General features: G+C 72.4%; 14 protein-coding genes. 8 read left to right on the forward strand and 6 right to left on the reverse strand.

Features of this window, described 5'->3' with window-relative positions; all coding sequences use genetic code 11:
* Positions 1-110: 110 nt before the first annotated feature.
* Positions 111-1,622, reverse strand: coding sequence for a sugar ABC transporter ATP-binding protein (locus JQX11_RS02995; protein ID WP_204923391.1), 1,512 nt, complete (start codon positions 1,620-1,622; stop codon positions 111-113).
* A 523-nt stretch (positions 1,623-2,145) separates the two neighbouring features.
* Here JQX11_RS02995 and JQX11_RS03000 point away from each other — a divergent pair.
* Positions 2,146-5,700: a ThuA domain-containing protein gene (locus JQX11_RS03000; RefSeq protein ID WP_204923392.1), complete on the forward strand. Its 3,555-nt coding sequence runs from the start codon at positions 2,146-2,148 to the stop codon at positions 5,698-5,700.
* 383 nt (positions 5,701-6,083) lie between these two features.
* Here JQX11_RS03000 and JQX11_RS03005 read toward each other — a convergent pair whose 3' ends face one another.
* Positions 6,084-7,613, reverse strand: a complete 1,530-nt coding sequence (locus tag JQX11_RS03005; RefSeq protein ID WP_204923393.1) for a non-reducing end alpha-L-arabinofuranosidase family hydrolase — start codon at positions 7,611-7,613, stop codon at positions 6,084-6,086.
* A gap of 498 nt (positions 7,614-8,111) precedes the next feature.
* On the opposite strand from JQX11_RS03005, the gene JQX11_RS03010 reads away from it, so the two are divergent.
* Together JQX11_RS03010 and JQX11_RS03015 are read left to right on the forward strand one after the other, a co-directional pair.
* A complete protein-coding gene (locus tag JQX11_RS03010; RefSeq protein WP_232377012.1) occupies positions 8,112-9,476 on the forward strand; it encodes a sensor histidine kinase in 1,365 nt (454 codons plus the stop codon).
* A gap of 55 nt (positions 9,477-9,531) precedes the next feature.
* Positions 9,532-10,212 carry a response regulator transcription factor gene (locus JQX11_RS03015; protein WP_204923395.1) on the forward strand — a complete coding sequence of 227 codons (681 nt, stop codon included), beginning with the start codon at positions 9,532-9,534 and terminating at the stop codon, positions 10,210-10,212.
* A 43-nt stretch (positions 10,213-10,255) separates the two neighbouring features.
* Here JQX11_RS03015 and JQX11_RS03020 read toward each other — a convergent pair whose 3' ends face one another.
* The 3 genes from JQX11_RS03020 to JQX11_RS03030 are packed head-to-tail and all read right to left on the reverse strand — an operon-like array spanning position 10,256 to position 14,017.
* On the reverse strand, positions 10,256-11,020 hold the full coding sequence (locus JQX11_RS03020) for an enoyl-CoA hydratase-related protein (protein WP_204923396.1): 765 nt from the start codon (positions 11,018-11,020) through the stop codon (positions 10,256-10,258).
* A gap of 16 nt (positions 11,021-11,036) precedes the next feature.
* Positions 11,037-12,374, reverse strand: coding sequence for an FNR domain-containing protein (locus JQX11_RS03025; protein WP_372444531.1), 1,338 nt, complete (start codon positions 12,372-12,374; stop codon positions 11,037-11,039).
* A complete protein-coding gene (locus JQX11_RS03030; protein WP_204923397.1) occupies positions 12,371-14,017 on the reverse strand; it encodes an amino acid adenylation domain-containing protein in 1,647 nt (548 codons plus the stop codon). The genes JQX11_RS03025 and JQX11_RS03030 overlap by 4 nt, the downstream gene beginning before the upstream one ends.
* A 657-nt stretch (positions 14,018-14,674) precedes the next feature.
* Between JQX11_RS03030 and JQX11_RS03035 the strand changes: the two genes are divergently transcribed.
* The 5 genes from JQX11_RS03035 to JQX11_RS03055 all read left to right on the forward strand — a co-directional run bounded on the left by JQX11_RS03035 (position 14,675) and on the right by JQX11_RS03055 (position 20,585).
* Complete coding sequence (locus tag JQX11_RS03035; RefSeq protein ID WP_204923398.1) at positions 14,675-15,742, forward strand: sugar ABC transporter substrate-binding protein; 1,068 nt, start codon at positions 14,675-14,677, stop codon at positions 15,740-15,742.
* Positions 15,739-17,268 carry a sugar ABC transporter ATP-binding protein gene (locus JQX11_RS03040; RefSeq protein WP_204923399.1) on the forward strand — a complete coding sequence of 510 codons (1,530 nt, stop codon included), beginning with the start codon at positions 15,739-15,741 and terminating at the stop codon, positions 17,266-17,268. The genes JQX11_RS03035 and JQX11_RS03040 overlap by 4 nt, the downstream gene beginning before the upstream one ends.
* Positions 17,261-18,298: an ABC transporter permease gene (locus JQX11_RS03045; RefSeq protein WP_204923400.1), complete on the forward strand. Its 1,038-nt coding sequence runs from the start codon at positions 17,261-17,263 to the stop codon at positions 18,296-18,298. Before JQX11_RS03040 ends, JQX11_RS03045 begins: the two co-directional genes overlap by 8 nt.
* A gap of 83 nt (positions 18,299-18,381) precedes the next feature.
* Positions 18,382-19,707: an enolase C-terminal domain-like protein gene (locus tag JQX11_RS03050; RefSeq protein WP_204923401.1), complete on the forward strand. Its 1,326-nt coding sequence runs from the start codon at positions 18,382-18,384 to the stop codon at positions 19,705-19,707.
* On the forward strand, positions 19,704-20,585 hold the full coding sequence (locus JQX11_RS03055; protein ID WP_204923402.1) for an amidohydrolase family protein: 882 nt from the start codon (positions 19,704-19,706) through the stop codon (positions 20,583-20,585). Before JQX11_RS03050 ends, JQX11_RS03055 begins: the two co-directional genes overlap by 4 nt.
* Before the next feature lie 11 nt (positions 20,586-20,596).
* On the opposite strand, the gene JQX11_RS03060 is transcribed toward JQX11_RS03055, so the two are convergent.
* On the reverse strand, positions 20,597-21,292 hold the full coding sequence (locus JQX11_RS03060; protein WP_204923403.1) for a FadR/GntR family transcriptional regulator: 696 nt from the start codon (positions 21,290-21,292) through the stop codon (positions 20,597-20,599).
* Positions 21,293-21,345 lie beyond the last annotated feature (53 nt).

Genomic DNA, 21,345 nt, shown 5'->3' on the forward strand with positions numbered 1-21,345 from the left:
TGATCTCCGTTCGCGACTGCGGGGCTCGCAAACCCGGCTCACTCCTCGCACTCACCGGTTGATCTCCGTTCGCGACTGCGGGGCTCGCAAACCCGGCTCACTCCTCGCACTCACCGGTTGATCTCCGGGGTGTGGCCGACGGCGAGGGTGACGACGTCCTCCTCGGTCGCGCCGGCGGGCAGTTCGCCAGCGATCCGGCCGTCACGCATGACGACGATCCGGTCGCTCATCCCCAGCAGCTCGGGCAGGTCCGACGAGATCATCAGCACCGCCGCGCCGTCGCGGGCCAGCCGGCGGACGAGGTCGTGGATGGTCGACTTCGCCCCCACGTCGATGCCCCGGGTCGGCTCGTCGAACAACAGCACCCGTGGGTCGAGCGCCAGCCAGCGGGCCAGCACGACCTTCTGCTGGTTGCCGCCGGACAGGAAACGGATCTCCTGGTCGTCGCCGGCGGCGCGGACCTCGACGGTGGCGAGCAGGTCGCGGACCCGGCGGGTGCGTGCGGCGTGCCCGGACCGGGCCGGGAAGACGGCCCGGCCGGCGAGCAGCGCGTTGTCGAGCACCGACTGCCGGGGCACGATCCCCTCCCCCTTGCGGTCCTCGGTGACGTAGGCGATGCCGGCCCGCATCGCGGTACGGGGCGAGCGCAGCCGCACCGGCCGGCCGTCCAGCCTCACGTCGCCGGTGGTGAACGGGGAGACGCCGAACAGCGCACGGGCCAGCGCCGAGCGCCCGGAGCCCTGCAACCCGCCGATACCGAGCACCTCGCCGGCCCGCAGGTCCAGGTCGACGGCGCGCAGTTTCCGGTTGCCCGCGCCCCGGACGGTCAGGCGTACCGGGCCGAGGTCGTCGGGGCCGGCCCGGTCGGGGTAGTAGCTGGACAGCTCCCGGCCGACCATGTGCCGGACGAGGTCGTCGGTGCAGGTGTCGGCGGTGGCCACGGTGGTGACGCGACGGCCGTCCTTGAGCACCGTGATCCGGTCGGACAGGTCGAAGACCTCGGTGAGCCGGTGCGAGACGTACAGCACGCCGATGTCCCGCTGCTGGAGCCGGCGGACCAGCCCGTAGAGCAGCTCGACCTCGTGGTCGGCCAGGGCGGCGGTGGGTTCGTCCATGATGAGCAGCCGGGCGTCCAGGGCGAGCGCCTTGGCGATCTCGACGACCTGCTGCTGCGCGACACCGAGCCGACCCACCCGGGTGTCGGCGGCCAGGTCGGCTTCCCCGATCGAGGCGAGCAGGTCCCGGGTGCGTTCCCGCATCGCCCGCCGGTCGACCAGCCCGCGCCGGACCGGTTCGTGTCCGAGGTGGACGTTCTCGGCGACGGTGCGCTCCGGCAGCAGGTTGAACTCCTGGTGGATGATGCCGATCCCGGCCCGCTGCGCGTCGCGGGGGCCCCGGAAGGCCCGGCGCGCACCGGCGACCTCGACGGTGCCCGCGTCCGGGGCGTACCCGCCGGAGACGATCTTCATGAGGGTGGACTTGCCGGCCCCGTTCTCACCGACGACGGCGTGTACCTCGCCCGGCGCGACGTCGAGGTCGACCCCGTCGAGTACGCGCACCCCGAGGAAGGACTTGCCGATGCCCCGGAGGGTCAGCAGCGGTGTCGGCGGCGGATCGGGCATCCCGGAAACCCTCACAGTAAGTAGTCATCGGCGTGGTCGATGTTCCGTGCCCGGCACGGTGGAGCTGCCGGCCGGTGAACTTTCGCTGTCGCTCGTGAGCGCTTACGTCGTCAAGGAGCAAACTTTCCTTGACATCGACGAAACATCACACGTATGAAGATAGATGTTTCGATGCCTGTCCACAATCCTCGATCTTCACGGGTCGCCGGTTCGAGCACCCGAGCGGCGTCGATGCCGGGTCGGGAGGTCGACGCGCGCCCACGGCCAGACCGTCGAAACATCGAACCTTGCCCATTCCATTGACACTCATCGATGACTGACCCATCCTGGCCTCGCGGCCCACCGGGCGAGCACATCACCGACGTCACTCTGCGTGACGCAATGCGGGGCGACGGCCGTTGCGGCGGACGGCACGCCGACCCCGGGCAGCACGCCCGTGCCCGCCGTGCGCCCCGGCGTCCACCGGACGCGCGGGCGGGCCGTGGTCGCCACCGGAAGTTCCCGCCGACACCTAGGAGACGGCATGCGTCGCACCACGTTGCTCATCGGCATGATCGCCGGGCTGTTACTGTCGCTCGGCCTCGCACCACCCGCGTCGGCGGCTCCGGCCTTCCGCGCCCTGCTGTTCACCAAGACGGTGGGTTACCGGCACGACTCGATCCCCGCCGGGATCAGCATGTTCCAGCAGCAGGCGGCGGCGAACAACTTCGAGCTGGTGCAGACGGAGGACTCCAGCGTCTTCACCGCGGCCAACCTCGCCACCTTCGACGTGATCATCATGTTCCAGACCTCCGGCATGGTCTGGACCTCGGCCGCCCAACGGCAGGCCGTGGAGGGTTACCTCGCCAGCGGCAAGGGCATCGTCGGTATCCACAACGCCCTGGACATGGGTATCGAGGGCGAGTACCCCTGGTGGGACCAGACCCTCAACGGCGGCGCCCACATGCCCGAGCACTCCCCCGGCGTACTGCCCGGCACCGCCATCGTCGCCGACAAGCAGCACCCGTCGACGACGGGCCTGCCGGACCGGTGGAACCGCAGCGAGGAGTGGTACAACTTCGACAGCAACCCGCGCGGCAACGTGCACGTGCTGGTGACCGCCGACGAGCGGACGTACAACCCCGGCTCCCGGGCGATGGGCCCGGACCACCCGATCTCCTGGTGCCGCACCGCCGCCGGCGGGCGGGTGTGGGCCACCGCGATGGGCCACGCGATCGACTCCTACAGCGAGACGAACTTCCGCAACCACGTCCTCGGCGGCGTGAAGTGGGCCGCCGGCAACCTGCCCGGCGACTGCGGCGGCACCGTGTGGGGCAACTTCGAGAAGCGCACCCTGGACGACAACACGGTCGACCCGATGGCGCTGAACGTGCTGCCCGACGGCCGGGTGATGTACGTCCAGCGCGGCGGCCAGGTCAAGATCTTCAAGCCGAGCACCAACAGCACCGTGACCGCCGCCACGCTGAGCGTCTACACCGGCGGCGAGGACGGTCTCACCGGCATGGCGATCGACCCGAACTTCGCCACCAACGGCTACGTGTACCTGTACCACTCGCCGGCGAGCAGCAGCACCGACGTCAACCGCGTCTCCCGCTACACGCTGTCCGGTGACACCCTCAACCTGTCCACCGAGGCGCGGATCATCGACATCCCGGCGTACCGGGACCGCACGTTCCCCGAGCCCGGCCACACCGGCGGCTACATCGACTTCGGCCCGGACGGCAACCTCTACATCGGCACCGGTGACGACACCCCGCCGAACCTCGACCCCAACTGGCAGGGCTACGCGCCGCTGGACTGGCGCGCCGGCAAGTCCAACCTCGACGCCGCCCGCAGCGCCGGCAACACCAACGACCTGCGGGGCAAGCTGCTGCGCATCCGCCCGTCGGACAACGGCGGCTACACCGTCCCGACCGGCAACCTCTACCCCCAGGGCACGGCGCAGACCCGGCCGGAGATCTACGCGATGGGTTTCCGTAACCCGTTCCGGTTCTCGATCGACCCGGCCAACGGCTGGGTCTACCTGGCCGACTACGGGCCGGACCGTAACCCGCCCACCACCAACCGGGGCCCGGAGGGCCTGGTCGAACTCAACGTGATCAAGTCGCCCGGCAACTACGGGTGGCCGTTCTGCCACGGCGACAACCAGCCCTACGCGCCGTACAACCCGGACACCGGCGTGGTCGGCGCCAAGTTCAACTGCAACGCCCCGGTCAACAACTCCCCCAACAACACCGGCCTGACCAGCCTGAAGCCGATCGTCGCCCCCAACATGTGGTACGGCTACGGCACCTCGACGACCTTCCCGGAACTCGGCTCCGGGGGCTCCGGCCCGATGGGCGGACCGGTCTACCGGTACGACCCGGCGAACCCGTCGGCCACCAAGTTCCCGCCCTACTACGACGGCGTGCACTTCTTCTACGAGTGGTCCCGCAGCTACATCAAGGAGGTGCACTTCGACTCCGCGACGGCGGTGACCCGCACCAACACGTTCCTGCCCGGGGGACGGTTCAACAAGCCGATGGACCTGGAGTTCGGCAAGGACGGCTCGCTCTACGTGCTGGAGTGGGGCACCAACTTCGGTGGCGGCAACAGCGACTCCGGGCTCTACCGGATCGACTACATCCAGGGCGGCCGGTCGCCGATCGCCAAGGCCGTCGGTACGCCCACCAGCGGCCTGGCCCCGCTCAACGTCCAGTTCAGCAGCGCCGGTACCACCGACCCGGACCCGGGCAACACGCTGAGCTACCAGTGGACGTTCGGTGACGGCACCACCTCGACGGCGGCCAACCCGTCGCACGTCTACACCACCAACGGCAACTACACCGCGCAGTTGAAGGTCACCGACAACACCGGCAAGACGGGCTTCGCCAACGTCCAGATCACCGTCGGCAACTCCGCGCCGGTGGTCACCATCACCACCCCGGCCAACGGTGGCATGCTCACCTTCGGGGACAAGGTGTCGTACCAGATCAGCGTCACCGATCCGGACGGCGGCACGGTCGACTGCAGCAAGGTGGTCGTCAACCCGGCGCTCGGTCACGACGACCACGCGCACGAGACCACCGAGTACCCGGGCTGCTCGGGCACCATCTCCACCGACCTGCTCGGCGGGCACCCCGACGGCGCGAACCTCTTCTACGTGCTCAACGCCCGCTACACCGACAGCGGTGGTCCGGGCGGCTCGTCCCCGCTCACCGGCACGGCGCAGGCGATCCTGCAACCCAAGCACAAGCAGGCCGAGTACTTCAGCAGCAGCTCCGGCATCCGGGTCGTCGACGAGGCCGGTGCGGAGAGCACCAAGCGGGTCGGTGACATCTCCAACAACGACTGGATCGCGTTCAACCCGATGAGCCTGTCGGGCATCTCGACGGTCAGCTACCGGCTGTCGTCGCCGTCCGGTGGCGGCACGATCGAGCTGCGGGCCGACTCACCGACCGGCACGCTGCTGGCCACCACCCCGGTGCCCAGCACCGGCGGCTGGAACAACTACCAGTCGACCGCGCCGGTGAACGTGGCCGCGTTGTCCGGGACGCACCCGCTCTACCTGGTGTTCAAGGGCAGCACGAACAACTGGTTCGACCTCGACTCGCACACCTTCGGCGGGGCGGGTGTCGGCCAGCCCGGCACCGGCACCGGAACCGGCGTGGCGGGGAAGACCTGGACGCTCACCGCGCTGCACAGCGGCAAGCTGATGGACGTCAGCGGCGTCTCCACCGCCGACGGCGCGCAGCTCACCCAGTGGGCGGCCACCGGCGGCAACAACCAGAAGTGGCAGGCCGTGGACGCCGGTAACGGCGCGGTCTACCTGAAGGCGGTGCACAGCAACAAGTGCGCCGAGGTGATCGGCGGTTCCACCACGGCGGGTGCGTTCCTCCAGCAGGCCACCTGCAACAACGGCAACTCGCAGAAGTTCACCGCGACGGCGACCACGACCGCCGGGGTCTACACGGTGCGCAACGTGCAGAGCGGGCTCTGCCTGGACGTCAACGGTGCTTCCACCACCGACGGGGCGCGGCTGTTGCAGTGGACCTGCCACAGCGCCAGCAACCAGCAGTGGCGGTTCACCCAGGTGTGACGCACGATCCGCCGCCGTCGCGGCGGCGGTAGGCCGGGAGGGCCGGCTCCGGATGTCGGAGCCGGCCCTCTGCGGTCGCGTCGGGGCCCCGCCCACCCTGGGCGGTGGGCGGACCGTCCCGGTCCGGGCCGGCGTGATGGCCAGCGGTGCCGGATCACCGCCGGGCGGCCGACGTACGCAACGGCCGGTCGTGGACGCCGCCGGACGGTCCCGGCCGGCAGTCGGTACTGCCCGCTGTCGGCGGCGAAACGGTGATCGGCAGGACCCGAGGTGCGGGCCCTGCCGATCGGTGGTGCGGATGTCGTTCAGGTGATCCGACGGCCCGGTCCATCCCGGGCCACCGGCGGACCTCAGGAACCCCCGAGGTCCGCCGGTGCGCAGTATCAGCGCTGCCGGGTGAGCAGACCCGGCCGGTAGGGCAGCAGGCCGTAGTCGACGCCGTCGGAGCTGGGCGACCGGCCCTGGTAGAGCAGTTGCAGGTTGCACGGGTCGATGGTCATGGTCTGGTCGGCGCTGGTGCGCAGCAGCTCACCGTGGCTGATGTCGTTGGTCCAGGTGGCACCGCTGTTGACCTTGCCCGCGAACGGGTTGTTGTAGGTCGCCGCGTTCGGCGTCCAGGTGCCGTTCAGGCTGGTCGCCGTGAACGAGCGGAAGTAGCGCTCCCAGGAGCTGGTCCTGGCCTCGACGATCATCAGGTACTGGTTCTGGCCGGCGACCTTGTAGACCTGCGGCGCCTCGAACAGGTTCTCCGAGGTGTCGCTCATGATGGTCGTGTAGCTGGAACCGAAGTTGCCGGGGAAGTTCCCGATCGGCATGCTGGCCCGGTAGATCTTGCCGTTGTCACCGGCGAAGAACAGGTACATGTTCTGGCTGTCGGCGATCAGCGTCTGGTCGATCGGGCCGGTGCCGGAGCCGGAGATGCTGCCGGTGAACATCGTCTGGGCCGGACCCCAACCGTTCGGGTTGGTCGGGTCGGTCGACGTACGGTAGGAGAACGCCGCGCCACCCCACTGGTAGGCGAGCACCCAGATGTTCTTCGGCGCGAAGTAGAACAGCGACGGCGCCACGGTGCCCTGGCTCATGGTGTTCTGCGACGCCGAGGCCATCTCCGACCAGTTGGTGAACAGGCCGAAGTTCATCGACCCCCACGAGTTGCCGAAGTCGTGCGTGGTGGCGTAGACGAGCTGCCTGCCGTTGTACGGCGCGACCGTGAAGTCCTTCAGCGACACCCAGCCCGACTTCGGGGTGGCCAGCGGACCCGTCGACGACCACCGGTACGACGACGGCAGCGTGCAGTTGCCGCTCGGCGGCGGGGTCGTGGGCGGCGGGGTGGTGCCACCGAGCTTGACGAGCTGCCACTGCTGGTTGGTGCCGTTCCAGTCGGCGTACTGCACGATGTTGCCGCCGTCGGCGGTGGACGCGCCCTGCACCTCGACGGCCTTGCCACTGTTGCGGTTGATCAGCTGGATGTAGCCGTCGATGTCCTGGATGCTGAACTGCTGGTTGGTGCCGTTGTTGTCGGTCCACTGCACGATCGGTCCGCCGTCGGCGGTCGACTTGCCGGAGACGTCGAGCACCTTGCCGGACAGCTTCGACTTCAGCCGGTAGTAGCCGCCGCCGGAGTCGACGAACTGCCACTGCTGCTGGCTGCCGTCGTTGCGGGTCCACTGGGTGATCCGGGCCCCGTCGGTGGTGGCCAGGTTGTAGACGTCGAGGGCCTTGCCGCTGTTGCGGTTGACCAGCACGTACGACGCGCCGGTGTCGATCGTGGCCGCGGCGGCTTCCGTCGCGGTGGCCGCGACGACGGCACCGCCGCTCAGGGCGGTCACGAGCGCGGTGGCCGCCGACAGCAGCCAGCGCCGACGGCCGGGACGGCGCAGAGCCGGGCCGGGATGCTCAGCCGGGAGGTGCATGGGGGTGCTCCTTCTCAAGGACGGGTGGCCCCTGCGCGGCGGCCCCCGGTGACGTGGTCGCCGAGGGCCTCAGGTGGTCTGACCGACCGGCACTCCGTGGTCGAAACGGAGCCGACCGGCGAGTGTTAACGCTCACATCGATCGGCGCGGGTCGAACGGATGCATGATCGGTTTGGTGGGGGCGAACGAACCGGCAGGGGTTCCATTCAGATCCGGCGATGTTACCAGAGGGTTTCGGGTGGTTCAAGAGTTGCGCCCCGGACACCCGGTCGCCTCGCCGCCACCGGGCACGACCCGTTGCCGGGTCAACCTTCCCGGCCGAGTGTTAACGTTCACCCTTCGCGTCCCCGGTCCCGGGGAACGCCGGGCCGGCCCGGCATCCGGGAGGCGACGGTGATCCCTTCCGATCCGGTGCGCGATGTGTCATCTTCGATGGATGCGGGTCGGTTGCCGGGCAGGCGGACGAGGTCGGATCCGCAGGGACGGGGCGGCGGCACGATGCCGCTGACCAGCGCCGCTGGCCGACGCGCCGGCGGTGACCCCGGCCGGATGCGCCGGCTGCGGGCGACCCACGCCCGGCCGCGTACCGGGCTGGCCGTCGGGCTGCTGGTCGTCGCCCTGCTGGCGCTGGCCGGCGGGGTCGGCTACGCCGCCCTGGTGCACGTCCAGCAGGCCAGGATCCGCCACGAGCTGGACTGGGCGATGGTGCACGGCCGCCCGGCCGACCCGTCCGGCTGCACCTGGATCTTCGGCGGCGCGAGCGACACCGGTCACGGTGGCGCGCCGCCGGCCGGCTTCCCGGAGCACGGGGCGGTCCACACCGTGGCCCGCACCGGCCGCCCCCAGGTCGGCCAGGTCGCCCGCAACGGCACCGTCTACCACGTGCGGACCCAGTGGCGCGACGGCGAGGTCGTCCAGGTGGTCTTCGACGCCCGCTTCCAGCTCGCCGAACGGCGTTACCTGCTGTGGGCGGTGTCGACCGCCGCGCTGGCCGTCCTGGTCGCGGCGACCGCGACGGACCTGCGGCTGCGTCGCCGGTCGGTGCTGCCGCTGACCGAGGCGCTCGACCGGCAACGCCGCTTCGTCGCCGACGCGAGCCACGAGCTGCGGGCCCCGATCACCCGGGTGCACACGGCGGCCCAACTGCTGGCCCAGCGGACGACCGGCGCGGCGCACGACGCGGACCGGCAGGACCTGGACCGGCTGCTGCACACCACCCGACGGCTCGGGGAGATCGTCGACGAGTTGCTCCTGTCGGCCCGGTTGGCCGATCCGGCGGCGATGACCGGGCCGCCGGCCACTGTCGACCTCGCCGCGCTCGTCGTCGAGGCGATCGGGGCCGACGCGCCGCGCGCCGCCGCCCTCGGGGTGACGCTCGGGGTGACCGGCGCGGACCACCCGGTGCCGGTGCGCGGCGTCGGGCCCGCGCTGCACCGGGTGGTGGCGGAACTGCTGGCGAACGCCCTGCACCACACCCCGGCCGGCGGGCGGGTGCAGGTGCGGTTGCGTCCGGCGGGCGCGGACCGGGTCGAGCTGGTGGTCAGCGACTCCGGCCGGGGGTTCGACCCCCGGCACGCCGGCCGGATCTTCGACCGGTTCCACCGGGGCCCCGACGCCGGGGACCGCCGGGCCGGGCTCGGGTTGGCGCTGGTCCGCGAGGTGGTCACCGCGCACGGCGGCACGATCAGCGCCACCGGCCGGCCCGGGGCGGGCGCCACCTTCACCGTACGGCTGCCGGTGTCCGGCGGGGGGCGCGCCGGTGGCCCGCCGACGGACGGCGACCCGGGCGGCGGCCGGTGGCCCCTGCGCTGGTGGGCGGGCCGGGACCGGGCGGGCGGGGAACGCGCGACGAGTAGATTCTGACCGGCGAGAAATTCCACCGGTCAACCTTCTGCCGTTTCGGTGCGACCATGAACGGATGACCGACCCGTCACCCCCGGCGCACGGCCCGTTGCTCCTCGTCGAGGACGACGCGGAACTGGCCGACATGCTGGTCGAGCTGTTCCACCGGGCGGGGTACCGGATCGACCTGGCCCGCGACGGTCAGCGCGGACTGCACCTGGCGCTGCGCGGCCCCTACCAGGTCATCATGTTGGACCGGCGGCTGCCGGCCATCGACGGGGTCGACCTGCTCATCCGGCTGCGGCGGCGCTCCGTCGCCGCCCGGGTGCTGATGCTCAGCGCGCTCGGCGACCTCGACGAACGCATCCGGGGCCTCGACGCGGGCGCCGACGACTACCTGCCCAAACCGTTCGAGGTGACCGAGCTGATGGCCCGGGTCCGGGCGCTGACCCGCCGCCGCTTCGACGGGGCCGAACTGATCCCCATCGGGGCCGGGCAGCTCGACCTGGCCCAACGCGGGGTGCGGCTGCCCGACGGGCGGGAGGTGACGCTCAGCGGCCGGGAGTTCGAGCTGATCCGGCTGCTCGCCAGCCAACCCCGGATGGTGCACAGCCGCAGCCAGCTCCGGGGGCGGGTGTTCGGCGCGGACCGCACCGAGGCGGTGGTCGACACGTACGTGCACTACCTGCGCCGCAAGCTCGGCGACGGGGTGGTGCGCACCGTGCACGGCCTGGGCTACCAGATCGGCGCGCTGTGAGCCGGCCGCCCGGGGCCCGACGGGCCCCGGGCGGCGCGGTGGCTCAGCGGCCCACGAACCGGGCCGGACGCTTCTCCAGGAAGGCGGCCATCCCCTCGCGCTGGTCCTCGGTGGCGAACAGGGCGTGGAAGGCCCGCCGTTCGAACAGCACCCCGGCCTGCACGCCGACCTCCTCGGCCTGCCGGACCGCCTCCCGGGCCAGCATCGTCGCGAGCTTCGGATACCCGGCCACCACCGCCGCCGCGGCCTTCGCCTCGGCCAGCAGCCGGTCCGTCGGCACCACCCGGGACACCAGGCCCCACCGGTACGCCTGCGCCGCGTCGAGCTGCCGGCCGGTGAGCACCAGGTCCATCGCCCGCGCCGGGCCGACCAGCCGGGTCAGCCGCTGGGTGCCGCCGATGCCGGGCATCACCCCCAGCCGCAGCTCCGGCTGCCCGAACCGGGCGTTGTCCGCCGCGAAGACCAGGTCACACATCATCGCCAGCTCGCAACCGCCGCCGAGGGCGTAGCCGGCCACCGCCGCGATCTTCGGGGTACGCAGCGCGGCGAACGCGTCCCAACCGGCGAAGTGGTCGTCCAACGCCACGTCCAGGAAGGACTTCCCGGCCATCTCCCGGATGTCCGCCCCGGCCGCGAAGACCTCGTCGGAGCCGGTGAGCACGAAACAGCCCACCCCCGGGTCGCGGTCCAGCGGGCGCAGCGTCTCGACCAGTTCGGTCAGCAGCGCCGTGTCCAACGCGTTGCGCACCTCGGGCCGGCACAACCGCACCGTGACCACCCGGTCGTCCTTCTCCACGGTGATCCTCATCGTCGCCTCCATGTCCTCAGGAATCCCAGATCGCGCCGTACGCGGGCACCCCGCGTTCCTCCATGCCCCGCACCACCTGCCAGGTCAGCGGACGGTTCGAGATGCAGATGACCGCCTCCGCGTCGGAGCGGCGGCACGCCTGCCAGGCCAGCCGCAGCATGTCGGGCTTGCCGTCGCGGGCGGTGTCCCACAGCAGCGCGTCGGGCTGGTGGGCGAGGATCTCGTCGACCAGGTCGTCGCCGAAGGTCTCCCGGTGCCGGCGGGCCACCCAGACCAGGTGGGCCGGCACCTGCCCGGCCAGCAGGTGCGGCAGCACCGGGCCGATCCCGCTGCCGGTCGCCACGTACAGCACCCGGCGGAACAGGGTCTCGATGTTGGCCACCCCGGCGGTGCTGATCCCCTTCACCCAGACCCGGCGCGGCGGGTCGTCGACGAACCGGCCGGTCCAGTCACCGGCCCGGCTGACGGTCAGCCGGAACCCGCTGCGGCCCGGCGTCGGCACGTTGGCGAACGAGTGCCACTCCCACAGCGGGCTGCGGCTGACCGCCGTGGACGAGCCGGGGAACGGCGTCACCCCGTGGTCGAAGTGGACCAGCGCCACGTGCGACGACGGACGCTGCACCACCACCGGCACCCGGCGCAGCCGCAGCCAGGGCAGGGCGATGCTGGCGGTCAGCACCGCGAGCACCCATCCCTGCGGGGAGGCGGCCAGCGCGACCGGCCCGCCGGCCAGGAAATTGGCCTGCGCCCAGAGCAGCAGCAGGGCCGCCCAGCCGCCGAGGCGGTGGGTGCGCTCGAACAGGTCGTGCCGGCGCGAGCGCACCGGCGGCAGCGCGGTGCCGACGACGACCAACAGCAGGACGGCCACCGCGTACCCGGTGACCAGCGCCCCCGCCGGGCCGCCACGCGCGGTCAACGCGCCGAGCTGGGCAAGGAACCAGGCGGTGCCGGCCAGCGCCGCGCCGACGTGCAGCCCACCGAAGTGGTAGACCTTGCCCAACGTGGCCCGCACCCGCAGCGGCCACCTGGTGGGTGCCCGGGTGGCCAGCCGGAACAGCAGGTTGATCACGTACTGCTGGCGGATCAGCACGGCCAGCGCGACGTTCGCCAGCGCGGCGACGCCCAACGCGTCGGCGGTCCCCGGGCCGTGCCACCAGCCGGCGGCCAGCCCGTACGCCAGCAGCACGGCGTTGCCGGCGAGCACCGCCGCGACGAGCCGGTGGTGGTGCATGAACCGGGGATGGGCCAGGACCCGGCGCAGCGTCGACACCGGCGGGGGAAGCACCTCGTCGGGGTGGCCCGCCGGGCCGGTGCGCGGCGGCGTCGACACGGGTCGCAGACCGGTGGTGGTCACGCCGCCGCCTCCTCGACGTGGGCGAACTGCCACCGCAGGTCGAGGGCGAGCCGGTGCAGCGCGTCCCGGTCGACCTTGCCCCGGCCGGTCATCGGCAGCTCCGGCAGCGGGTGCACGGCCGCCGGCACGCAGTAGTAGGGCAGCGCGGCGGCCACCGTCTCCCGGCACCGCTGCGGGTCCAGTTCCGCAGGGACGACGAAGGAGACCAGGTCCCGGTCGGTGACCCGGAGGGTGACCGCGCTCCGGCAGCCCGGCACCGTCTCCAGCACGGTCGAGACCGCGTCCAGCTCCACCCGGAAACCCCGGACCTTCACCTGGTCGTCGGTGCGGCCGAGATGTTCCAGTTCCCCGTCCGCGCGCCAGCGGCCCCGGTCGCGGGTACGGAACATCAGCCGGTCGCCGCCGAGGAACGGGTCCGGGGCGTACCGCTCGGTGTTGAGCGCGTCGTTGTCCAGGTAGCCGGCGGAGACGCAGTCGCCACCGGCCCACATCTCGCCGACCTCGCCGATGCGGCAGGGGCGTCCGTCGTCGTCGAGGACGTAGACGGTGTTGTTCGGGGTCGGCCGGCCGATGGTCAGCGGCGCACCCGGCCGGTGCCGGTGCATGGTGTTGACGATGGTGGTCTCGGTCGGCCCGCAGCAGTTGTAGAAGATCCGGCCGGCGGCCCACCGGTCGGCCAGCGGACGCGGACAGGGCTCCCCCGCGACCGCGACCACCCGCACCCCGGCGCACCGGTCCGGGTCGATCCGGGCGAGCACCGAGGGGGTGGCGACCACCACGTCGGCGCGGGCGGCGGTGGCGGTGAGGTCCCGGTCGCGCACGAGCAGGGTGCCGCCGTTGGCGAGGCAGCCGAGGATCTCCCAGGCGGCCATGTCGAAGGCGACGTTGAGCAGTTGGGCGACCGTCCGGCCGGGCCGTATCCCCAGGTCGCCCGGGGTGGTGAGCAGGATGTTGGCGACGTTGCCGTGGGTGACGGTGACGCCGTTGGGGGTGCCCGTGGTGCCGGAGGTGAACAGCACGTAGCAGCCGTCGTCGGCGCGTACCGGGCGGTCCGGGACGGGGGCGGTGAGGTGCAGGCCGGGGGGCAGCGGCTCGGCCATCATCTCGTCGACCGCGAGCCGGGGCACACCGGGCGACGCCGGCACCGCGTCCAGGGTCGCCGACGTGGTCAGCAGCACCCGGCAGCGGGCGGTCGAGGCGACCTGGCGCAACTGCCCGGCGGGGGCGATCCGGACGTCCTGCGGGACGTAGGCCGCCCCGGCCTTGAGGGTGGCCAGGATGCCCACCAGCATCGGCAGGGACCGGCTGGTGAACACGCCCACGGTGTCGCCGGTGCGCACGCCGAGGGCGACGAGGTGGGCGGCGAGCCGGTTGGCCTGGCGGTCCAGTTCGCGGTAGCCGATCCGTACCCCGAGGTGCTCGGCGGCGACGGCGTCCGGGGTGGCGGCGGCCCACCTGGCGAACGCCTGGTGGATGCGCAGGTCGGGGGCGGGCACCCGGGGGCCCTGACCGAACCGGTGGAACAGCCGCCGGTCACGCGGTGGGAGGTGGTCCAGCAGGACCGACCGCCAGCCGTCCGGCCCGGCCGGGAGGGTGCCGACCGGGTGGCTGGCGGTGTCGTCGGTGGTCTGTCGTACGGACATGGGCCGCTCCTGTTCTGACCGGCCGCCCTGCGCGGCGATCGGAATCGATGCTGGCCAATACAAATGGGAAATCTCTTAGATCCGGGGCGCAGCGGCCGTCCAGGGCGGCACCGGCGTGCGTCGACGCACGCCCGATCGGATCGCCGAGGGGCCACGGCGGGCGGGGCGCGGGGCGGCTGCCGCCCGGCGCGCGGGTCGATCGGGCGCGGGACGGTCCGGCCGGCGCAGGCGACCCGACGCGGCAAAGAACTACAGGCGTCGACGTTAATGTTCATCGACGGGCCGACCGGCCGCCGCCACCTGCGACGCCACGCCAGGCAGGGGCCGTCCGACCGGGCACGGCATTGGTAGGACGTCTGGGGTGTCGCGACCGAAGCTCCACCCCGGCGACCGGCCGCCAGCAGCCGCTCCCCGCAGTAACCTGCGGGGCATTGACGTTACACAATGGAAACTCTAACGTCTGATGTCTCGACCGTGCGTGTCGGCACCACCCACCTCCCACCCAGGGAGGGGACCTCCGCGTGCCGTCCCCCGACCCGGCAGCCGGCGCAAGGTTCCAGCACGCCCGGCCCGCAGTGCGCCATCCGGGCGCACGGCCGCCGCCCCACGCGACGGCCGTGCCCGCCGGAGCACTCCCGCAGAAACGGAGCGAACACGATGAACCACGGACGTCTGGTGAGCGCGGGGCTGACGGTGCTGCTCGGCGCGACGGTCGCCCTCACCGCCGGCTGCGGTGACCGGGGGGCCGGGACCGGCACGGGCGGCGGCAAGCCGCTCATCGGGGTCGACTACCCCCGCTCGGACACCGACTTCTGGAACTCCTACATCAGGTACGTGCCGCAGTCCGCCGGGCAGTTGGGGGTCGACCTCAAGACCACCAACTCGCAGAACGACATCGCGAACCTCATCTCGAACGCCCAGACCTTCATGAGCCAGGGCGTCAAGGGGGTGGTGATGGCCCCGCAGGACACCGCCGCGATCGCCCCGACCCTGGCCCAGCTGGAGAGCCGCAAGATCCCGGTGGTCACCATCGACACCCGGCCCGACACCGGCACGGTGTTCATGGTGGTCCGCGCCGACAACCGGGCGTACGGGACCAAGGCCTGCCAGTTCCTGGGCACCAAGCTCGGCGGCCGGGGCAAGGTCGTCATGCTCCAGGGCGGCCTGGACTCCATCAACGGCCGGGACCGCACCGAGGCGTTCAGCGAGTGCATGGGCAAGGAGTTCCCCGGCATCAAGGTCTTCGGGGAGGCGACCGACTGGAAGGCCGACGTCGCGGCGTCGAAGTTGCAGACCCGCTTCGCGTCCGACCCGGACATCCGGGGCGTCTACATGCAGTCGTCGTTCGCGCTGTCGGGCACCCTGCAGATCCTCAAGCAGCGTGGCCTGCAGGTGCCGCCGACCGACCCGAAGCACGTCTTCGTGGTGTCCAACGACGGCATCCCCGAGGAGCTGAAGAACATCGGCGACGGCCTGATCGACGCCACCGTCAGCCAACCCGCCGACCTGTACGCCCGCTACGGGCTGGAGTACGCCAAGGCGGCGATCGAGGGCAAGACGTTCCAGCCCGGCCCCACCGACCACGGCAGCACCATCATCCAGGTACGCGACGGCCTGCTGGAGGACCAGCTCCCGGCACCCCTGGTGACCCTGGACGGCGCACCGGTCGCCGGGCAGCCCACGGTGAAGTACGACGACCCCTCGCTGTGGGGCCGGAAGGGATGACCACCGCCCCGCACCACCCCGGCGACGACGACCCACCGGTCGTCGAGGCGGTCGACATCACCAAACGCTTCGGCTCCACACTCGCCCTGTCCGGGGCGGGGATCATGGTCCGGCGCGGCGAGACGCACGCCCTGGTCGGCCGCAACGGCGCCGGCAAGTCGACGCTGGTCGGCATCCTGACCGGGTTGCAGGCCGCCGACGGCGGGGCGGTCGCCTTCGACGGCCGGCCGGCGCCACCGCTGGCCGACCGGGACGCCTGGCGGCGGCGGGTGGCCTGCGTCTACCAGAAGTCGACGATCATTCCCACCCTCACCGTGGCGGAGAACCTGTTCCTCAACCGGCACGCCCGCTCCCGCGCCGGCCTGATCCGCTGGTCGAGCCTGCGGCGGGAGGCGCAACACCTGCTGGCGCAGTGGTCGGTCGACGTCGACGTCCGGCAGCCGGCCGCGACGCTCTCGGTCGAGCAGCGGCAGTTCGTGGAGATCGCCCGCGCGTTGTCCTTCGGCGCCCGGTTCATCGTCCTCGACGAGCCGACCGCCCAGCTCGACGCCGCCGGCATCGACCGCCTGTTCACCCGCATCCGCGACCTGCGGGCGCAGGGGGTGACGTTCCTGTTCATCAGCCACCACCTGCAGGAGATCTACGACCTGTGCGACCGGGTGACGGTCTTCCGCGACGCCCGGCACATCCTCACCGCCCCGGTCGCCGGGTTGAGCCGGCAGGCGCTGGTCGCCGCGATGACCGGGGAGGACGTGAGCATGCCGGAGGCCGACCACCGGCCGCCGGCGTCCGACGCGCCGGTGCTGCTGTCGGTGCGGGACCTGGTCACCGGGTCCGGGGCCCGGCTGTCGATGCGGGCCCGGGCGGGCGAGGTGGTCGGCATCGCCGGTGGTGGCGGCAGCGGCAAGGTCGAGGTCGCCGAGGCGGTCGTCGGTCTGGCCCGCCCGGTGGCCGGTTCGGTCACCCTCGCCGGCCGGGTGCTGCGGCCGGGCAGCGTGCCCGACGCCCTCGCCGCCGGGGTGGGGCTGGTGCCGCAGGACCGGCACCGGGAGGGCCTGGTGCCGGGGCTGTCGATCGGGGAGAACGTCACGATGACCGTGCCGCAGCGGGTCGGGCGCTACGGGTTCATCTCCCGGGCCCGCCGGGACGCGCTGGCCCGGGACACCATCGCCGCGCTGACGATCAAGGCGTCCGGGCCGCAGACGCCGGTGGCCGACCTGTCCGGCGGCAACCAGCAGAAGGTCGTGATGGGCCGGGCGTTGGCCAACGATCCGCGGCTGCTGGTGCTGATCACGCCCACCGCCGGGGTCGACGTGCGGTCCAAGCAGACCCTGCTCGGCGTCGTCGAGGACGTCCGCCGCCGGGGCACCGCCGTGCTGGTGGTCTCCGACGAGCTGGACGACCTGCGCATCTGCGACCGGGTGCTGGTGATGTTCCAGGGCCGGGTGGTCGCCGAGATGGCCCACGGCTGGAGCGACAACGATCTGGTAGCCGCCATGGAAGGGGTGGACCTCCACCATGTCTGACACGCTGTCCACCGGCACGGTGCCGGCGTCGGCGCCCCCGCCGACCCGCCCGTCGTCGCGGCACCTGGCCGTCGCCCGGCTGCGGGACCTGGCGCTGGTGCCGGCGATCGTCGCGGTGGCGATCGTCGGGTGGATCATCAGCCCGGTCTTCCTCAGCACCGACAACGTCCTCAACGTGCTGCAGAGCATGTCGGAGATCGCGATCCTGGTGCTGGCCCAGACGATCGTGCTGATCACCGGCAAGATGGACCTGTCGCTGGAGAGCACCTTCGGGCTCGCCCCGGGCATCGCCGCCTGGCTGGTCGTCGACCCGGAGCTGACCCGGGGGTTGGGGCTCGGCCTGCTCCCGGACGCCTGGGCGGTGCCGGTGGTGCTGCTGGTCGGGGCGCTGGTCGGGGCGTTCAACGGGCTGCTCATCGTCCGGTTCGGCCTCAACGGGTTCATCGTGACGCTGGGCATGCTGATCATCCTGCGCGGCCTGCTCACCGGCATCTCCGGCGGGCAGACCTTCTTCGCGCTGCCCGGGTCGATGACGTACCTCGGCTCGACGAGCTGGCTCGGGGTGCCGGCCTCGATCTGGGTGTCGCTGCTGCTGTTCGCCGCCGGGATCGTGGTGCTCGGCCACACCCGCGCCGGCCGCGCGCTCTACGCCATCGGCGGCAACGCCGACGCGGCCCGCGCCGCCGGCATCCGCACCGACCGGGTGCTGTGGGTCGCGCTGGTCGTGGCCAGCGTGCTCGCCGCCCTGGCCGGCCTGCTGATCAGCGGCCGGCTGGCGGCGGTGCCGGCGGCCCAGGGCGACGGCGCGATCTTCCAGGTGTTCGCGGCGGCGGTGATCGGCGGGGTCAGCCTCAACGGCGGCCGGGGCAGCGTCTTCGGCGCGTTCACCGGCGTCCTGCTGCTCTTCATGATCATCAACGTGTTGACCCTGGCCGGGGTGCCCGCACAGTGGACGAACTTCCTCAACGGCGCGGTCATCCTGATCGCCCTGGTGGTCTCCCGCATCACCGGCGGCAAGGCACAGACCTGAACCGCCCCCGCCGGCCCGACCCCGCGCGACCCGCCCACGAGGCGGACCGCCGACGCCCCCGATCCCCTCAACCAGGAGTTCCGTTGACTGAGCGCATCACCGCGGTGGACACGATCGACGTCCGCTTCCCCACCTCCGTGCACCGCGACGGGTCGGACGCGATGAATCCGTTCCCCGACTACTCGGCCGCCTACGTCGTCCTGCGGACGTCGACGGGCGACGAGGGACACGGGCTGGTCTTCACCGTGGGACGCGGCACCGAGATCCAGGTCGCCGCCGTACGGTCGCTGGCCGCGATGGTCGTCGGCCAACCCGTCGACGAGCTGACCGCCGACCCCGGGGCGCTGGCGCGACGGCTCGTCGGCGACAGCCAGATCCGCTGGCTCGGCCCGGCCAAGGGGGTCGTGCACATGGCCGCCGGTGGCCTGGTCAACGCGGTGTGGGACCTCGCCGCCCGACGGGCCGGCAAGCCGCTGTGGAAACTGCTGGCCGACCTCACCCCGGAACAGCTCGTCGCCCAGGTCGACTTCCGCTACCTGCGCGACGCCCTCACCGAGGACGAGGCGCTGGCCCTGTTGCGGCGGGCCGCCGACGGACGGGCCGAGCGGGAACAGCGGCTGCTGGCCGAGGGCTACCCCGCGTACACCACCACGCCCGGGTGGCTGGGCTACGACGACGAGAAGCTGGCCCGGCTCTGCGCGGAGGCCGTCCGCGACGGCTACCGGCTGATCAAACTCAAAGTCGGCGGTGACCTGGCCGACGACGTACGCCGGATGGGCATCGCCCGGCAGGCCGTCGGGCCGCAGGTCCGCCTCGCGGTCGACGCCAACCAGATCTGGGGCGTGCCCGAGGCGATCGGGTGGATGCGGGAGCTGGCCGCGTTCGACCCGTACTGGATCGAGGAGCCGACGTCGCCGGACGACGTCCTCGGGCACGCCGCCGTCCGCAAGGCGCTCAGCCCTATCCGGGTCGCCACCGGCGAGCACGTGCACAACGCGGTGGTGTTCAAGCAGCTGCTCCAGGCCGACGCCGTCGACGTGGTGCAGATCGACGCCTGCCGGGTCGCCGGGGTCAACGAGAACCTGGCGATCCTGCTGCTCGCCGCGCGGTTCGGGGTGCCGGTCTGCCCGCACGCCGGCGGGGTGGGGCTGTGCGAACTGGTGCAGCACCTGGCGATGTTCGACTTCGTCGCGGTCAGTGGCAGCACCGAGGACCGGGCCATCGAGTACGTCGACCACCTGCACGACCACTTCGTCGACCCGGTGCGGGTCACCGGCGGGCGCTACCTGGCCCCCACCGCACCGGGCATGAGCGGGCAGATCCGGCCGGAGTCCCTGGCCGCGTACCGGTTCCCCGACGGCCCGCAGTGGGCCGACACCGCCGCGACCCCGGACCCGGTGACGCCGTGATCATCGACGCGCACCACCACCTGTGGCGACCCGAACGCGGGTACACCTGGCTGGACGCGCCCGAGCTGGCGACCATCCGGCGGCCGTTCACCCCGGCGGACCTGACCGCCGAACTCGCCGCCGCCGGGGTCACCGGCACCGTGCTGGTCGAGGGCGGGCGCTGCCATCGCGACGAGGCCGCCGAATTTCTCGGCTACGCCGCCGACACCGCGCCGATCCTGGCGGTGGTGGCCTGGCTCGACGTCGCCGCCGACGACGTGCCCGCCACCGTGGCCCGCTACCGCCGGCTGCGCGGCGGCGGGTACCTGGCCGGGGTCCGCTCGCAGGTGCAGGGCGAGCCGGACCCGGACTACCTGGACCGGCCCGACGTGCGGCGCGGGCTCGCCGCGCTCGCCGACGCCGGGCTCGCGTTCGACCTGGTGATCCGCGCCGACCAGCTACCGGCGGCGGCGCGGGCGGCCCGCGCGGTGCCGGGGTTGCGGTTCGTCCTGGACCACCTGGGCAAGCCCCGCATCGACGAGGGTGACGCGGGGCTGCGGAGCTGGCGCGGTCCGTTGGCCGCCCTCGCCGCCAACCCCAACGTCACCGCGAAGTTGTCCGGCCTGGTCACCGAGGCCGCCCCGACGTGGACCCCGGACCACCTGCGGCCGTTCGTCGCGGTGGCCGTCGCCGAGTTCGGCGCCCAGCGGCTGATGTTCGGCTCGGACTGGCCGGTCTGCCTGCTCCGGTCGGACTACCCCGGGGTGCTGCGGGCGTTGACGGCAGCGCTGCCACCGCTGTCGGACCGGGAACACCGGGAGATCCTCGCCGGCACCGCCGTACGCACCTACGGCCTGGCCGACCGGGTCGGCGCGGCCCCTCCGGCGGGGCCCGCGTGAGGCCGGCCGGGTCAGGCGGCCCCCGCCTTGGCGGCCAGCACCGTCCGCAGCCACGCCTCGGAGGTGTTGACGTGCATCAACGCGCTCGCCTGGGCGAGCAGTTGGTCACGCGAGCGCAGCGCGCGGTAGATCGCGTGGTGCTCGTCGATGGTGGTGTGCGCCGCGTTGCCCTCGATCAGCCCGCGCCACACCCGGGCCCGCAGGGTACGGCTGGACAACCCGTCCAGCAGCGAGGTGAGGGTCTCGTTGCCGGTGGTGGCGACGACGGTGTGGTGGAACGCCGTGTCGAACCGGATCAGCTTCTCGGCGTCGTCGGCCGCCGCCCGCATCTCCTCCAGGATGCCGCCGAGGTCGTCGAGCTGGGCCTCGGTCATCCGCAGCGCCGCCAGCCCGGTGGCCATCGGTTCCAGCAGCCGCCGGACCTCCATCACCTCCAGCAGCGTGTCGTCGCGCAGCAGCTCCACCGCGACCCCCAGCCCCTCCAGCAGCAGCCGGGGGGCGAGGCTGGTGACGTACGTCCCGTCGCCCCGACGCACGTCGAGCACCCGGGCCGACTCGAGGACCTTCACCGCCTCCCGGACCCCGCTGCGCGACAGGCCCATCTGCTCGGCGAGCTGCGGCTCGGGTGGCAGCCGGGCACCCGGCGGCAGCTCACCGCTCTGCACCATGCTCCGGATCTTGGCGATCGCGTCGTCGGTCAGTGCCATCACGTCCCCCTCCGGCCGGCCGGTCGCGCGTCGTCCCGGCCGCTGCGGCTGAG

Source organism: Micromonospora humida (assembly GCF_016901255.1).
GTDB classification, from domain to species: domain Bacteria; phylum Actinomycetota; class Actinomycetes; order Mycobacteriales; family Micromonosporaceae; genus Micromonospora; species Micromonospora wenchangensis.